This window comes from Pseudomonas sp. R3-41 (assembly GCF_054161485.1).
In genome coordinates, this window is the sequence record NZ_CP096421.1 from 3,420,440 (window position 1) to 3,435,381 (window position 14,942).

Consider the following 14,942-nt stretch of genomic DNA (forward strand, 5'->3'; position numbering starts at 1 on the left):
TCATGCATAAGCCTCGCCTGTTGGTTGCCGCTTTATCCTTGGGTTTCTGTGCGCAATGGGCGGTTGCCGCGCCCGTTGTCCCGGAGCGTTTGCTCAAGGCCGATAAACTCGTCTACTGCTCAGGCATGGATTCGCCGCCGCTGGTGTCCTTCGATGAGGCGCAGAAACCCAAGGGATTGACCGTGGACCTGGGGCTGGAAATCGCCAAGCGCCTGGGTGACAAAAAGGTGGAGTGGCGGGTGATCCCGTTTTCCGGATTGCTCCCGGCGCTGTTGGCCCAACAGTGCGACATGATCGTCGACCAGCTGTTCGACAAGCCCGAGCGCCGCGAGGTGATCGACATCGTCAACTACATGTATTCCAGCCAGGCGGTGGTGGTGCCCAAGGGCAATCCAAAGGGCCTCAAGACACTGCCGGATCTCTCTGGTCACAAGGTCGCGGTGCTCAACGGCTCCACCATCAAGACCCTGCTCGACGCCGAGAACGCAACCCTGGCCAAGGCCGGCAAGCCGCCCATGAAACTGGTGGTCTACAACTCCGACACCGATGCCTTCCAGGCCCTGCGCATCAGCCAGGTCGACGCCTACGGCACCACCGTGGAAACCGCCGGTTACTACGCCACCATGGCCCCCGACCTGTTCGAGGAAGGCGTGCCGGCCTTCAGCCGGATTCTCACCGGCCTGGGTATTCGCAAGGACGATCCGCAGCTGACCGCCGCCGTGCAGCAGGTGATCGGCGATATGCGCAGCGATGGCAGCTACAGCCAACTGCTCGGCAAATGGCATGTCTCCAGTGACACCCTTGATTGAGGTGAACCGTCGATGAATTTCAATTGGGATGTGTTCTGGCAGTACCTGCTCCAGCCCAGTGGCGTGTACCTCACCGGGCTCTGGCTGACCTGCCTGATCAGTGTGCTGGCGATGTTGCTGGGCTGCATGCTGGGGCTGGCCGCCGCGCTATTGCGGTTGTCGAAGAACCCGTTGCTGCATGTGCCGGTGCGCTTTTACGTGTGGCTGATGCGCGGCACGCCGTTGCTGGTGCAGATCGTCTTTCTCTACACCGCGCTGGCTGCCGGCGGGATTTTCCGCTTCGAAGACATCGACCTGTTTGGGCTGGTGATTCCCGGCAATATCCAGGCGGCGATCATCGCCCTGGGCCTCAACGAGGGCGCCTACATGGCCGAGATCATCCGCGCCGGCATCGGCGCGGTGGACAAGGGTCAATACGAGGCCGGACGCTCCCTGGGCATGACCTTCGCCAAACTGATGCGGCGCATTGTCTTGCCCCAGGCGTTTCGGGTCATCGTTCCGCCGTTGGGCAACGAGTTCAACGTGATGCTCAAGAACACCACGCTGGTCAGCGTGATCGGCGTGCAGGAATTGTTGCTCAGTACCCAAATGGTCACCTCGGCGACGTTCCGGGTGTTCGAGTTGTACCTGGTGGTGGCGATCTACTTTCTGTTGCTGACCACGCTGTGGGGCTTTTTCCAGCGCTGGCTGGAGGCCCGTTTCGGCCAGTCGGACCGGCCTTCGTCGCCACCGCCGGCGTCGACGCGGATGTTCGGCCGCAGCACCCTGAACCTGCTGAGGGCACGTTGACCATGGCGCATAAAAGCGAAGAGTTGATCATCGAGGCGCTGGACGTTCACAAGTCCTTCGGCGAGTTGCAGATTCTCAAGGGCATCTCGTTGCAAGTGCGGCGCGGCGAAGTGGTGGTGCTGATCGGTGCGTCGGGCTCGGGCAAGACCACGTTCATCCGTTGCATCAATCTGCTGGAAGACATCCAGGGCGGACGCATCCGCGTCAATGGCCAGCCCATGGGCTATCGCGAACGGGCCGATGGCAGCCTGGTTCGTGAGTCGGAGCGCAACATCGCCCGGCAGCGGCGGGACATAGGCATGGTGTTCCAGCGCTTCAACCTGTTTCCCCACATGACCGCCCTGGAAAACATCATCGAGGCGCCAATCCAGGTGCTCGGTGTGACTCGCGCCGCCGCGTTGGAACAGGCCCGCGGGTTGCTGGAGCGGGTCGGCCTGGCGGACAAGGCCGATCACTACCCATCGATGCTCTCCGGCGGCCAGCAACAGCGGGTGGCGATTGCCCGGGCCCTGGCCATGAAGCCCCAGGCCATGCTGTTCGATGAACCCACCAGCGCCCTCGACCCGGAAACCGTCGGCGAGGTGCTGCAAGTGATGAAGGAATTGGCCGAGGAGGGCATGACCATGGTCGTAGTGACCCACGAAATGGGCTTCGCCCGGGAAGTGGCGGACCGTGTGGTGGTGCTCGACCAGGGCGAGCTGATCGAGCAAGGGCCGCCGGAGCAGATTTTCTGTCATCCGATTCATCCGCGCACCCGGGCTTTTCTCAGCCGCGTGCTGTGACGTTTCCCGGCCACCGAATTCCTGTCTTGAAGAGTTTTTGCCATGCTTAAATTTTCTGCCCACGAGTACCCTTATCCGTCGCAGCGCCAGAGCGTCTTCGCCCGCCGGGGCATGGTCGCCGCGTCCCAGCCCCTGGCGGCCCAGGCGGGCATCGAGATCATGCAAAAAGGCGGCAATGCCATCGACGCTGCCATCGCCACGGCGGCCGCGCTGACGGTGGTGGAGCCCACGGGCTGCGGGATCGGCGGTGACGCCTTCGCGCTGGTCTGGTGCAAGGGCCAACTGCATGGCCTCAACGGCAACGGCCATGCGCCGGCGGCCTTGAGCATCGAGGCGGTCAAGGCCGCTGGCCATGAAAAAATGCCGGTCTATGGCTGGACGCCGGTGACGGTCCCGGGCTGCCCATCGGCCTGGGCCGAGCTGTCCCGACGCTTTGGCAAGCTGCCTTTCGCCGAGCTGCTGCAGCCGGCCATCAGCCTGGCCCGGGACGGCTTTGCGCTGTCGCCGGTGGTTGCCCATCAATGGCAGATAGCCGTGGACGAGTTCGCACCCCATCGCGATGCCGTCCTGGAGGCCTGGTTCGAGACGTTCCTGATCGACGGCCGGGCGCCACGGGCCGGGGAGATCTTTCGCAACCCGGCCCAGGCGCGCACGCTCCAGGAACTGGCCGACACCGCCTGCGAAAGCCTTTATCGCGGTGCCCTGGCTGAGCGCCTGGACGCTCACTCCCGGGCCAGCGGCGGCTACCTGCGCGCCTCGGACCTCAAGGATTATCGCGCCCAGTGGGTCGACCCTATTCACGTCAACTACCGAGGCGTGGATGTCTGGGAAATCCCGCCGAGCGGGCAGGGCCTGGTGGCCTTGATGGCCCTGAAGATTCTGGAAGGCTTCGACTTTGATCAGCGCGACAGCCAACAGACCTGGCATCGTCAATTGGAAGCGATGAAATTGGCCTACAGCGACGGCCTGCACTACATCACCGACCCCCTGCACATGCGCGTGGCGGTGGCTGACCTGCTCAGCGATGACTACAGCGCCCATCGCAGAGGGCAGATCGGCGAGCAGGCCCAACCGCCCGCGCCCGGCGACCCCCACGCCAGCGGCACGGTGTACCTGGCGACCGCGGATGGGGAGGGCAACATGGTCTCGTTCATCCAGAGCAACTACCACGGGTTTGGCTCTGGCGTGGTGCTGCCCAACAGCGGTATTGCCTTGCAGAATCGAGGGCAGGAATTCAGCCTCGATTCGACCCACGCCAACTGCCTGGCCCCAGGCAAGAAGACCTTCCATACCATCATTCCCGGTTTCCTCACCCGCAATGGCGAGGCCCTCGGCCCCTTCGGGGTGATGGGCGGCTACATGCAGCCCCAGGGACATGTGCAGATGGTCATGAACCTGGTGGATTTCGGCCTGAACCCGCAAGCGGCACTGGATGCACCGCGCTGGCAATGGCTGGGCGACATGAAGGTCGGGATCGAGCACGGGGCCTCACGGGACCTGGCCAATGCCCTGGCGCGCAGGGGGCATGAGGTTCAGATCGCCAGTGACCTGACCGACTATGGTCGCGGCCAGATCATCCTGCGCGACCCATTCAGCGGTGTGCTGTGCGGCGGGACCGAACCCCGGGCGGATTCGCACATTGCGGTGTGGTGATGAACGTAGGCTAACGGGTTTCACTCATCGGTCATTCCTGAGTGAATCCTGATGACGACCTTGCCTTTCGAACGACTTTGTTCGACATAACCCAAGGCATCGGCCGTCGCGTCGAAAGGGAAGGAACGGTCAATCACCGGCTTGAGGTTGCCGGCCTCGACGAGCGTGGTGATCTCGCGCAGTTGAGGACCACTGGCGCGCATGAACACGAAGGCGTAGCTCACGCCCTGTCGGCGGGCCTTGCGGCGGATGCCGCTGCTCAACAGGCCCATGATCAGCCGCAGCGGCCAGGAAAATCCCTGGGCCTGGGCGAACTGCGGGGAGGGTGGTCCGGAGATGGAGATGAGCTGGCCGCCGGGCTTTAGGATCTTCAGCGACTTCTCCAGTTCATCGGCGCCCAGGCTGTTCAACACGACGTCATAGTCCTGCAGGACGCTGGAGAAATCCTGCTGCTTGTAATCAATGACAACGTCGGCCCCCAGCGCTTTGACCCAAGGCACATTGGGGGTGCTGGTGGTGGTCGCAACGAAGGCGCCGAGGTGTTTGGCAAGCTGGATGGCGAGGGTGCCGACGCCCCCTGAACCGGCCTGGATAAAGACCTTTTGCCCTTTCTTCAATCCCGCGGTTTCCACCAATACCTGCCAGGCCGTCAGGGCGACCAAGGGCAGGGCGGCTGCGTGTTCCATGTTGAGGTTTGCCGGTTTCAGGGCCAGGGCATTTTCGTTCACTGCAATTTGCTCGGCAAAGGTGCCGATGTGCCCATCCGGGGCGCGGGCATAGACTTCATCGCCCGGCTTGAACTGTTGGACACGGGACCCCACCCGCATTACGACCCCGGCTACGTCATGCCCCAATGTCAACGGAAACGAGTAGGGCAGGATCAGTTTGAATTCGCCTTTGCGGATCTTCGAATCCAGGAGGTTGACGCTGGCGGCGTGGACGCGGACCAGAACGTCGTGGTCAGCCACTTCAGGGGCCGGTACCTCGCCGATACGGCCACTGTGCTTGCCGTAGCGGTCGATTAGAAATGCCTTCATGGTGCTTGGTTCTCATAAGGGGGCAGCAGGCTGGGCAGGCGTCGAGCCATCCGGCGCGTTCCTTCGCGCCGGCGCCCGCTAGACGTCGATCACGCCAGGTCTTGATAGCGCTCGGCAACCTGGGACTGCTTGATTTGCCCGAGCAGGCCCTGGCGCGCCGCCTGCAAGGCATCCCAGCGCGCCTCTTCCTGCAAGGGCGGGATGGTGACCGGCTCGCGACGATCGAAGCCGACCAGCGCGGCATCGACCAGGTCACTGACTTCCATGATTTCGTTCAAGGTGTTGATGTCGATGCCCGCGCGCTCCCAGATCTCGGTGCGAGTGGCCGCTGGCAGGACAGCTTGAACGTAGACGCCTTTCGGGGAGAGTTCCAGGCTGAGGCCCTGGGAGAGAAACAACACGAACGCCTTGGTCGCGCCGTAGACCGACATGCCGAACTCCGGTGCCAGGCCAACGACGGAGCCGATGTTGATGATCGCCCCGTCACCCGCCTGGACCAGGCGTGGGGCGATGGCGCTGGCCAGCCGGACCAGCGCGGTGGTGTTGAGCGACACGAGGTGCGCGACGCTGTCGGTCGACTGTTCGATGAAGCTGCCGGACTGGGCGGCACCGGCGTTGTTGATCAGGATGCCGATGCTGGCGTCGTCCCGTAGGCGGGCTTCGACGGTGGTCAGGTCGCTGATCTGGGTGAGGTCGGCCTGGAGAATGTCGATGGCAACGTTGTGTTCGCTGCGCAGCTTGACGGCCAGCGCTTCAAGGCGAGTGCTGTCGCGGGCCACCAGGACCAGATTGTGCCCGCGTTGGGCAAAGCGCTGGGCATAGACAGCGCCGATGCCGGTGGAGGCGCCAGTGATGAGAACGGTTGTGCGAGTGTTCATGGGTGATTCTCTTTTTCAGGGAACGTTAGCGCGCTGTTTTCCAGGTGCGCCGATGGGTTCTGGTCAGGATTACCGCGCGCTGGATTCAGCGAGCGTCGGGTAGTCGATGTAGCCCGCCGCACCGCCGCCGTAGAGCGTGGCGGGATTGAAGGCCGACAATGGCGAGCCGGTCTTGAGCCGTTCGACCAGGTCCGGGTTGCCAATGAACGGCCGGCCGAAAGCGATCAGGTCAGCCTGGTCTTCGACGAGCCGCGCGGTGGCCAGGTCCAGGTCGTAGCCGTTGTTGGCGATGTAGGTGTTCCTGAAGCGCTGGCGCAATGAGCCGAAGTCGAAGGGCGCAACGTCGCGCGGCCCGCCCGTCGCGCCTTCGACCACGTGCAGGTAAACGATGTCCAAGGCATTGAGCTGATCGACCAGGTAGTCGAACTGGGCCTGGGGCGCGCTGCTGGACACGCCATTGGCCGGCGAGACGGGCGAGATGCGCAGGCCGGTGCGTTCGGCCCCGATTTCTTCCACGACGGCCGCGGTCACTTCCAGCAGCAGGCGAGCGCGATTTTCAATCGAGCCGCCGTAGGCATCGGTGCGCACATTGGCGCCGTCCTTGAGGAACTGGTCCAGCAGATAGCCGTTCGCGCCGTGGATTTCTACGCCATCAAATCCCGCCGAGATGGCGTTCGCCGCCGCCTGGCGAAAATCGTTGACGATCCCCGGCAACTCGTCGATGTCCAGCGCTCGCGGTTCGCAAACGTCCTCGAAACGGTTGTTGACGAACACCTTGGTCGCCGGACGCAAAGCGGAGGGGGCCACAGGGGCGGCGCCGTTTTCTTGCAGGTCGACGTGGGAAACCCGACCGACATGCCACAGTTGCAGGAATATCCGCCCACCTTCGGCATGCACGGCCTCGGTGACTTTGCGCCAGCCGTCGATCTGCGCCGGCGTGTAGATCCCGGGCGTGTCCTGATAACCCTGGCCCTGCCGGGAAATCTGTGACGCCTCGGAGATCAGCAGGCCGGCGGACGCTCGCTGGCTGTAGTAAGTGGCCGCGAACTCGCTCGGTACAAAACCTTGCCCCGCACGGTTACGTGTCAGCGGTGCCAGGACCACTCGGTTGGACAGTGTGAGGTTACCCAGCGTGTAGGGCGTGAACAGGTTCTGGTCGGTCATGGTGTCTTGTTTCCGTATGTTTGGATAAACGTTGCGCACAGCCTGCCGACGTGAGCGGGCTTTTCATTAGGATGATGACCGAAATCTAAACTGTCAACGAATTTGATTATGCTCGACATCTATGTATGATGTGAGCATGATTTTGAGCAGCACGAGGGAGTGAAAAATGCGCGTAACCAAGGCCCAGGCCCAGGCCAATCGGGAGCACATCGTCGAGACGGCCTCTGTCTTGTTTCGTGAGCGAGGCTTTGACGGCGTGGGTGTGGCGGATCTGATGGCGGCCGCCGGGTTCACCCATGGCGGTTTCTACAAACATTTCGGCTCCAAGGCCGACCTGATGGCCGAAGCGGCCGCGAACGGCCTGGCGCAATCGCTGACCAACAATGTGGGTATCGGCGTGCCTGAGTTCGTCAATGTCTACGTGTCCAGGGAGCACCGTGACGCCCCTGGCGGCGGTTGCACCATGGCGGCGCTGTGCGGGGATGCTGCCCGTCAACCGCCCGAGCTGAAGGCGACCTTTGCCAACGGCATCGAAAACACCCTGGCGGCGCTTGAAAGCCAGTACGACACCGGGCAAGAGGCGCCGCAGCAAGAGGTGAGGGCGAAGATGCTCGACATGTTGGCCCATGCCGTCGGCGCGATCATGTTGTCGCGGTCCTGCCCGGACGATTCCGCCCTGGCGGATGAAATTCTCGAGGTGTGCCGCGCCCGGATCATCGCGTCGTTGCCGCCAGCACCCGCGCAGCAGCCTGCCGTGGACACCGAATCATAAGCACCCGAGATCAATGTGGGAGCCGAGCTTGCTCGCGATGACGGCGGCACATACAACTTCAATGCAGCCTGACCCACCGCTATCGCGAGCAAGCTCAGCTCCCACAGGGATTGGAGTGATCATGATGCTGTTCACTTAAGCAAAAAAAGGTGCATCTCTGGCCACAGGTTGCAGGCGGCCTTATAGCGATGCCCTGATCACCAGCGGGCAATCCACCGGTTGAGGGCCCGATACCTCAAGGGTCTCGATCAGGTGTCGGGCCGCCTGGCGACCGATCTCGTAGTAAGGCAGTTGCACCGTGGTCAATGGCGGCATGAACAGTTCGGCGATGCCGATCATGTTGTCATAGCCGAGCACCGCGACATCGCCGGGAATTTTCAAACCGCGGCCCAACAGCCATTGATAGGCACAAAAGGCGATGCGGTCGTTGCCGCAGACCAGGATGTCGAATTGCGGACGGCCGTCGACGATATGCCGGTCGAGAATGGCGGCGGTTTCACCGTAGGCATCGTGATCGGAAAGGTCGTATTGCAGGAGCGCATCCGGCGCCAGCCCGAAGGCCTGGCAGGCGCGTTGCAGGCCCTGCTGACGCAGGCGCCAGGCCACACTTTTCCTGGGCAGATTGATGCACAGCGGGCGCCGATAGCCTTGGCTCAACGCATGATGCACGGCGCGATACTGCCCGGCTTCATCATCCGGCACATAGCTGACCAACTGGTGGTCATCGGCCAGGCAATTGGCGAGCACCAGCGGTTTGCGCTTGAGTCGCTCGGGAATGCTCACCTGGCGCAAGCCCATGGCACTGAAGATCAAGCCATCGGGACGGTGCGACAGCATCAGGTCGATGTTCTGGTCGGTGGGCGGGTTGCTCAGCAGGTTGAGGATGAACACATTCCAGCCCGCCTGCTGCGCGGTCTGCTCGATGGACAGCAGCAACTCGACGGCGAACGGCGTGGTCGCGGTGTCCAGTGCGAACACCCCGATGGTGCGTGCTTGCAGGTTGTCGCCGCGCATCCGGCGCGCCGACAGGCTCGGTACGAATTGCAGTTCATCGATGGCGCGACGGACCCGCTCGAGGGTTTCGGGGCTCAGTTTTTCCGGCGTGTTGAGCGCTCGCGAAACCGTCATCAGGGATACGCCGGCCAGCTGTGCAACGTCTTTCACGGAAGTCATGCGAAGTGCGGCCAGTCAGGTTGACGCCGAATCATGCCACAGCGCCCGCGCTTCTCGCGACTCGGATGACGTGACTCATAGCCAACCCGAGCCCAGCGGCCAGGCGTTGGCAATGGCGACGCGCCCGCCAGTGCCGTTGGCCAACAGTTTCACCCCGAGGCTGTCGGGCCGGGGATAGAGGCGACTGCTGAGGCTGAAACGGCCATTGTCCTCGAACACCTCGATGGACGAGCGATCGAGAAACACCCGTAGGTGCAGTTGCGTTTGCGCCTGATCGATCGACACGCTGCGCTGACCGCTCACTTGCGCACCCGAGCGGCTGCGATCGAGCACCAAGCGTTGCAGGGTCGCGTCGTAGTAAAGCAGCGTCTGTTCCCGCTCATCGGCACTGCAGCGCAAGGCGATGCCCAGTTGGCCTTCGCTGCAACCGAGCAGATCCAGGTGCACATGGATTTCCAACCGGTCGCCTGTCACCTGCGGCACCCAGCGGCTGCCGGACTCAGCCCATGGCGCGACGCTCGGCAACGGCGCCTGGCGCAGCGCCGTCAGCTCTCGGGCCGGAAACACGCCAAGGCGATCGCCCTGCAATTCCAGCTCGCGGGGCAAACCGAGCATGCCGCACCAGTGATGGGCCTGGCTCGGCATCGGGCTTTCCCACATGTCCAGCCAGGCCCACACCAGGCGCCGACCATCGGCGGCCACCAGCGTTTGCGCGGCGTAGAAGTCGTGACCGTTATCCAGCTCGATGAACGGCCCGCCGCTGAAGTGCCAGTCGCTGTCGAGCTGGCCAATGCGATAACCGGTCTGGTACTTGTTGAGCCGTTCATAACCTTCGGGCTTCATGCCTTGCGGGGAATACAGCAGCACATCCCGTCCGTCCAGGCGAAACAGATCCGGGCATTCCCACATATAGCCATCGCCCTCATTGCCGCTGGACACGTAGTCGAGAAATTCCCAGGTGTGCAGATCGGCGGAGCGGTACAGCGGCAGCAGCGGCGTGTCGCCCAGGCGTGCGCCAGCAATCAGGTACCAATAACCGTCTTCCTGCCAGACCTTGGGGTCGCGAAAGTGCATGATTGCCGCTTGCGGTGCGTGCTCGATGACGGCGCCATGCTTGACGAACCGGACGCCGTCGACACTGGTGGCCAGGCACTGGACCTGGCGGATGAAGCGTTCGTCACCGACATCTCCCAACCAGGTGTGCCCGGTGTAGATCAGCGCCAAGGTGTCGCCACACACCACCGCGCTACCGGAAAAACAGCCGTCGCGGTCGAAGTCGTCGCCGGGTGCCAGGGCGATGGGCAGGTGCTGCCAATGGACCAGGTCGGCACTTTTGGCATGGCCCCAGTACATCGGGCCCCATTTGGCGTCGAAGGGGTGGTGTTGGTAGAACACGTGGTACTCGCCACGAAAGAACACCACCCCGTTAGGGTCGTTCATCCAACCCGTTGGCGGGGCCAGGTGATAGTCGGGTCGATAGTCATGGATCAGGTGAGGCAGGTTATCGATCAGGGCCTGCTGGGCCCTTTCGAGAGAGGCTGGCGTTGGGTTGTTCATGTTCTTCAAGGACAAGGTCATAGGGCGCCCGCAGATGCCGGGCGTGGAGCGACGCCAGCAGGCAGGCTGTCGATGGTGCGGCGCTTCAACGCCGTGCCGTGGGCGTCGAATACATGCAGGTTGTCGATATCCAGTTGCAGCTCGACCCGGTCACCCACCCGCCATCCGGCGTTGACCTCGCAACGACAGACCATGGGTTCGTCCTGGCCAGTGTCGAGGTGCACATAGGTTTCACTCCCCAGGTATTCGACCGCGCTCACCACGAGGCCGGTCGTTCCCTGTGCCGCCTTGAGGGAGAGATGTTCCGGGCGAATCCCCAGGCTCAGTTGGGTATTCGCCGCCAGGCCCGAGCTGTCGACGGGCAGGGACGTCATGCCCAGCACCAGGCTTTCCACCTGGCTGGTTTCGCCCGGCGTATGCAGGAACGCGGCAATGAAATTCATCCGGGGTGACCCGAGGAAGCCAGCGACAAAACGGCTGGCCGGACGCTCATAGAGTTCCCGTGGCGAGCCGACCTGCTCGATGCACCCGCCATTGAGCACGACAATCTTGTCGGCCAGGGTCATCGCTTCGACCTGGTCGTGGGTCACGTAGATCATCGTCGAACCGAGTCGCCCATGCAGGCGAGCGATTTCGTTGCGCATCTGCACGCGCAGGGAGGCGTCGAGGTTGGAGAGTGGCTCATCGAACAACAGAATGTCCGGTTCCCGCGCCATGGCCCGGCCCATGGCCACGCGCTGGCGCTGGCCGCCCGACAGTTCCCGTGGCTTGCGTTGCAGCAGCTTGTCCAACTGCAGGATTTGCGCGGTTTTCAGCACCCGCTCGCGCAGGCTGGTCTTTTCGGTCTTGGCCAACTTGAGGCCAAAGCTGATGTTGTCGTAGACGCTCATGTGCGGGTACAGCGCATAGGACTGGAACACCATGCCGACGCCACGCTCGCGCGGCTCCAGGTCGTTGACCCGGCGACCGTCGATCAGCAGGTCGCCGCCACAGATCGAATCCAGCCCGGCGATCAGGCGCAGCAGGGTCGACTTTCCGCAGCCCGAAGGGCCGACGAAGACCACGAACTCACCGGCCGAGATTTCCAGGCTGACGTCACGAAGAATGCGCGCGCCACCCAATTGTTTGTTCACGTTGTCCAGCTTCAACTTGATCACGATGCGGTTCCTTTCTTATTTGTGTTGGGCCTCAACCCTTTAACGCACCGGCAGTGAGGCCGGAAACGATGCGGCGCTGGAAGATCAGCACCAGAATCACCAAGGGCACCGTGACCAGCACCGACGCCGCCATCAACAGGCCCCAGGGCAACTCATGGGGGCTGCCGCCGGAAATCAGCGCGATGGCCACCGGGACCGTGCGTTGCGAGTCGGTCAGGGTGAAGGTCAGGGCAAACAGGAACTCGTTCCACGCGGCGATGAAGGCCAAGAGGCCAGTGGTGACTAGTGCCGGCCAGAGCAGCGGCAACAGCACCCGGGTCAGGGTGATCCAGGGTGAGGCACCGTCCATGATCGCGGCCTCTTCCAGCTCATGGGGCAGTTGCCCCATGAAGGTGGTCAGCACCCAGACGGTGAAGGGCAGGGTGAAAATCGTGTAGCTCAGGATCAACGCCCAAGAGGTGTTGTACAGGCCCAGGAAACGGATCACCTCGAACAGTCCCGACAGCACCGCGACTTGGGGAAACATCGAAACACCGAGGACCATCATCAACACCGGACCGCGCCCGCGAAACTTCACCCGACCCAAGGCATAAGCGGCGGTCAGGCTGAGGAACAGCGCCAGGGTGACCACGCACAGCGCCACCACCAGCGAGTTGCCGATGGCCCGCAGGAACGAGGCCTGGTTGAGCACGGCGGCATAGTTGGAAAAGTCGGGATTGTCGATCCAGTAGCTCACCTGGAACAGGGCACTGGACGGCTTCAGCGACGTCACGATGGCGTAGTAGAACGGGAAGACCGCATACACCAGCAAGATTCCGATCAGGCACCAGAATCCGAGGCGCAACAGGGCTTTTTTCAGCAGGCGCGGGCTCATGAGCGCACCTCCAGCTGACGGCGTCCGAGGTACAGATAAGCCATGGCAATCACCGCGACGACCAGGAACAGCAAGGTCGAGGCGGCGCTGCCGTAGCCGACGTCCTGGAATTCCACCAGGTGCTGGCGGGCATACACCGACATGCTCATGGTGCTCGACGAGTTCGAGGTCAACACATAGATAACGTCGAAGACCCGCAGGGAATCGAGGATGCGGAAGATCGCTGCCACCAACAACGCCGGCATCAGCAGCGGCAGGGTGACCCGCCAGAACACCCTGACCGGGTGAATGCCATCGACCCGGGCGGCTTCGTAGCAATCGCTGGGCAGCATTTGCAAGGCCGCCAACATCAGCAGGGTAACGAACGGCACGGTCTTCCAGACGTCGACGATGATCACCGCCCACATCGACAGGTCCGCGTCGGCGGTCCAGGCCAGGGGCGCGTCGATCAGGCCGAGGCCGAGCATCAGGTGATTGATGATGCCGAACTGGTCGTTGAGCATCCATGACCAGATTTTCGCCGAGACGATGGTCGGGATCGCCCAAGGGATCAGGATCAACGCCCGCACCAGGGCGCGTCCGTTGAACTGGACGTTGAGCAGCAGCGCCACCAGCAACCCCAAGACCATTTCCAATCCCACCGAGACCACGGTGAAATGCAAGGTGTTGCGCACCGCATTCCACCACTGTGGATCGACCAGGATGCCTGACCAGGCGGAACCGCTATAAAACAGGTAGTTGCTCAATCCGACAAAGGTCGCGTCGCCGGTGTCGGCCAGGCTGGCGTCGGTCAGGCTGAACCAGAACGTGCGCAACAGCGGCCAGGCCGCCACCAGGGCCAGGCACAGCAGCATCGGGGTCAGGAACAGCCAGGCAGCGCGAACGCGACGGCGTTGTACCGGCGTTTCCCGGGTGAGCAGGTACTCGTCGTCAGGGGCGAGTGTGGTGGAGGCAGACATGGTGATTTCCTTCCTTGTGGCTTACCAGTTCCGGCGTTTGATTCGTGTGAGTTCGCTTTCCAGCTCGGCCAGGGCCTGATCCACCGGCCGCTCGCCCGCCAGTACGCCATGCACTTGATCGAAGAACGCATTGGAGACCCGTGGATAGCGGTCGGCGGTGATCGAGGCGGGGCGCATGACCCCATCGTTGAGAATGCTGTGCAGTTGGCTGTAGTAAGGCATGGCCGCGAGCAACTCGGGATCTTGGTAGAGCGACTCGATCACTGGGTTATAGGCGCCTACCAGGGCGCGGTGTTTCTGCTGTTGGGCGCTGCTCAGGTAGCTCACCAGTTCGGCGGCGAGCTTGGGGTTGGCGCTGTAGCGCGACACCGCCAGGCCCCAGCCGCCGAGTGTGGATGCGTGGGTGCCCGTCGCGCCGCCGCGGGGCAGGGGCGCGACGCCGACCTTGTCCTTCACGGCGCTGTCCTGGCTTTGCACCAGGGCCCACACATACGGCCAGTTACGCATGAACAGCGCATTGCCCGACTGGAACACACCGCGTCCTTCTTCCTCGGTGTAATTGAGCACGCCACGGGGGGCGATGTCGCCGACCCAACTTTTGGCCAAGGTCAACGCCGCCCTTGAGGCCTGGCTGTTAACCACGATGTCGCCTTGGGCATTGACCAGGCCGCCTTGCGGTTGGCTGCTGATCCATTCCAGCGCATTACAGGTCAGGCCTTCATAGGCGCGCCCCTGGAACACATAACCCCAGGCGTTGGCGTTCCCGGCATCGCGCTCGGCTTGCTGGACAACCCTGGCGGTGGTGGTCATTTCTTCCCAGGTCTGGGGCACGGGCTTGTTGTATTTCTCGAGCAAGTCCTTGCGGTAATACAGCAGCCCCGAGTCGGTGAACCACGGCATGGTGACCAGGCGCCCGTTCACCGTGGCGTTGTCCACCTGGGCCTGGAAATAACCTTGGGTCGCATTGGCAGGCAGCACTTCGCGCAGGTCCATCAAGTGTTTGGCCAGCATGCCCGGCCACACCATGTCGATCTGGATGATGTCGATATCGCTGGATTGCGCGCTGAGGATCTGTTGGTAGAACGACAGCCGCTCGGTCGCCGAGTTAGGCGTGGATACTACCTCGACGCTGTTGCCGGTCTGCTTCGACCAGGCCTCGACAGCCTCCTTGCACAGTTGCAATTCCGCGCCCACGGCGCCGCAGGAAATCGTCAGGTTGGCGGCCATCGACAGGGTTGGAAACCCGACGCAAAGACCGAGCAACGCCGCTGGAAGGAACGATTTGAGCTGTTTCATAAAGCCCTCTTTATTTTTGTTTTTAGAAAAGTTAACGTTAAC

14 protein-coding genes are annotated in these 14,942 nt (G+C 62.7%); 5 read left to right on the forward strand and 9 right to left on the reverse strand.

Going from position 1 to position 14,942, the window contains the following annotated elements:
• The first annotated feature begins 2 nt into the window (after positions 1-2).
• Genes M1D99_RS15245 through M1D99_RS15260 form a run of 4 tightly spaced genes read left to right on the forward strand, consistent with a single transcriptional unit; the run spans position 3 to position 4,033 of the window.
• The gene (locus M1D99_RS15245; protein WP_207962209.1) at positions 3-809 is read left to right on the forward strand and encodes an ABC transporter substrate-binding protein; all 807 of its coding nucleotides are present in this window, start codon (positions 3-5) and stop codon (positions 807-809) included.
• Positions 810-821: 12 nt separating this feature from the next.
• Positions 822-1,598, forward strand: a complete 777-nt coding sequence (locus M1D99_RS15250) for an amino acid ABC transporter permease (RefSeq protein ID WP_250964382.1) — start codon at positions 822-824, stop codon at positions 1,596-1,598.
• A gap of 2 nt (positions 1,599-1,600) precedes the next feature.
• A complete protein-coding gene (locus M1D99_RS15255; protein ID WP_053184086.1) occupies positions 1,601-2,380 on the forward strand; it encodes an amino acid ABC transporter ATP-binding protein in 780 nt (259 codons plus the stop codon).
• A gap of 42 nt (positions 2,381-2,422) precedes the next feature.
• Positions 2,423-4,033, forward strand: coding sequence for a gamma-glutamyltransferase family protein (locus tag M1D99_RS15260; protein WP_458132106.1), 1,611 nt, complete (start codon positions 2,423-2,425; stop codon positions 4,031-4,033).
• 20 nt (positions 4,034-4,053) lie between these two features.
• Here M1D99_RS15260 and M1D99_RS15265 read toward each other — a convergent pair whose 3' ends face one another.
• From M1D99_RS15265 to M1D99_RS15275, 3 genes are all read right to left on the reverse strand, one after another.
• Positions 4,054-5,070: an NADP-dependent oxidoreductase gene (locus M1D99_RS15265; RefSeq protein WP_434576281.1), complete on the reverse strand. Its 1,017-nt coding sequence runs from the start codon at positions 5,068-5,070 to the stop codon at positions 4,054-4,056.
• A gap of 89 nt (positions 5,071-5,159) precedes the next feature.
• Positions 5,160-5,948, reverse strand: a complete 789-nt coding sequence (locus M1D99_RS15270) for an SDR family NAD(P)-dependent oxidoreductase (protein WP_458132107.1) — start codon at positions 5,946-5,948, stop codon at positions 5,160-5,162.
• A gap of 69 nt (positions 5,949-6,017) precedes the next feature.
• Positions 6,018-7,112, reverse strand: a complete 1,095-nt coding sequence (locus tag M1D99_RS15275) for an alkene reductase (RefSeq protein ID WP_458132108.1) — start codon at positions 7,110-7,112, stop codon at positions 6,018-6,020.
• A gap of 166 nt (positions 7,113-7,278) precedes the next feature.
• On the opposite strand from M1D99_RS15275, the gene M1D99_RS15280 reads away from it, so the two are divergent.
• The gene (locus tag M1D99_RS15280) at positions 7,279-7,884 is read left to right on the forward strand and encodes a TetR/AcrR family transcriptional regulator (RefSeq protein ID WP_186705884.1); all 606 of its coding nucleotides are present in this window, start codon (positions 7,279-7,281) and stop codon (positions 7,882-7,884) included.
• 180 nt (positions 7,885-8,064) lie between these two features.
• Here the strand turns inward: M1D99_RS15280 and M1D99_RS15285 are convergent, their stop codons facing one another.
• The 6 genes from M1D99_RS15285 to M1D99_RS15310 all read right to left on the reverse strand — a co-directional run bounded on the left by M1D99_RS15285 (position 8,065) and on the right by M1D99_RS15310 (position 14,900).
• Complete coding sequence (locus tag M1D99_RS15285) at positions 8,065-9,057, reverse strand: LacI family DNA-binding transcriptional regulator (protein WP_458132109.1); 993 nt, start codon at positions 9,055-9,057, stop codon at positions 8,065-8,067.
• A 75-nt stretch (positions 9,058-9,132) separates the two neighbouring features.
• The gene (locus M1D99_RS15290; RefSeq protein ID WP_458132110.1) at positions 9,133-10,635 is read right to left on the reverse strand and encodes a glycoside hydrolase family 32 protein; all 1,503 of its coding nucleotides are present in this window, start codon (positions 10,633-10,635) and stop codon (positions 9,133-9,135) included.
• Complete coding sequence (locus tag M1D99_RS15295; protein ID WP_458132111.1) at positions 10,632-11,771, reverse strand: ABC transporter ATP-binding protein; 1,140 nt, start codon at positions 11,769-11,771, stop codon at positions 10,632-10,634. Before M1D99_RS15295 ends, M1D99_RS15290 begins: the two co-directional genes overlap by 4 nt.
• Positions 11,772-11,802: 31 nt before the next feature.
• Complete coding sequence (locus M1D99_RS15300; protein ID WP_186705888.1) at positions 11,803-12,645, reverse strand: carbohydrate ABC transporter permease; 843 nt, start codon at positions 12,643-12,645, stop codon at positions 11,803-11,805.
• Entirely contained in the window at positions 12,642-13,604 is a 963-nt protein-coding gene (locus tag M1D99_RS15305; protein ID WP_458130387.1) for a carbohydrate ABC transporter permease, read from the reverse strand. The genes M1D99_RS15300 and M1D99_RS15305 overlap by 4 nt, the downstream gene beginning before the upstream one ends.
• 21 nt (positions 13,605-13,625) lie before the next feature.
• Positions 13,626-14,900, reverse strand: a complete 1,275-nt coding sequence (locus M1D99_RS15310; RefSeq protein WP_458130388.1) for an ABC transporter substrate-binding protein — start codon at positions 14,898-14,900, stop codon at positions 13,626-13,628.
• Positions 14,901-14,942 lie beyond the last annotated feature (42 nt).

Coding starts and splice junctions, on each gene's coding strand:
- M1D99_RS15285 (WP_458132109.1), bottom strand. CDS start 9,057: ATGACTTCCGTGAAAGACGTTGCACAGCTGGCCGGCGTATCCCTGATG.
- M1D99_RS15280 (WP_186705884.1), top strand. CDS start 7,279: ATGCGCGTAACCAAGGCCCAGGCCCAGGCCAATCGGGAGCACATCGTC.
- M1D99_RS15255 (WP_053184086.1), top strand. CDS start 1,601: ATGGCGCATAAAAGCGAAGAGTTGATCATCGAGGCGCTGGACGTTCAC.
- M1D99_RS15245 (WP_207962209.1), top strand. CDS start 3: ATGCATAAGCCTCGCCTGTTGGTTGCCGCTTTATCCTTGGGTTTCTGT.
- M1D99_RS15260 (WP_458132106.1), top strand. CDS start 2,423: ATGCTTAAATTTTCTGCCCACGAGTACCCTTATCCGTCGCAGCGCCAG.
- M1D99_RS15300 (WP_186705888.1), bottom strand. CDS start 12,645: ATGAGCCCGCGCCTGCTGAAAAAAGCCCTGTTGCGCCTCGGATTCTGG.
- M1D99_RS15270 (WP_458132107.1), bottom strand. CDS start 5,948: ATGAACACTCGCACAACCGTTCTCATCACTGGCGCCTCCACCGGCATC.
- M1D99_RS15305 (WP_458130387.1), bottom strand. CDS start 13,604: ATGTCTGCCTCCACCACACTCGCCCCTGACGACGAGTACCTGCTCACC.
- M1D99_RS15265 (WP_434576281.1), bottom strand. CDS start 5,070: ATGAAGGCATTTCTAATCGACCGCTACGGCAAGCACAGTGGCCGTATC.
- M1D99_RS15250 (WP_250964382.1), top strand. CDS start 822: ATGAATTTCAATTGGGATGTGTTCTGGCAGTACCTGCTCCAGCCCAGT.
- M1D99_RS15310 (WP_458130388.1), bottom strand. CDS start 14,900: ATGAAACAGCTCAAATCGTTCCTTCCAGCGGCGTTGCTCGGTCTTTGC.
- M1D99_RS15290 (WP_458132110.1), bottom strand. CDS start 10,635: ATGACCTTGTCCTTGAAGAACATGAACAACCCAACGCCAGCCTCTCTC.
- M1D99_RS15275 (WP_458132108.1), bottom strand. CDS start 7,112: ATGACCGACCAGAACCTGTTCACGCCCTACACGCTGGGTAACCTCACA.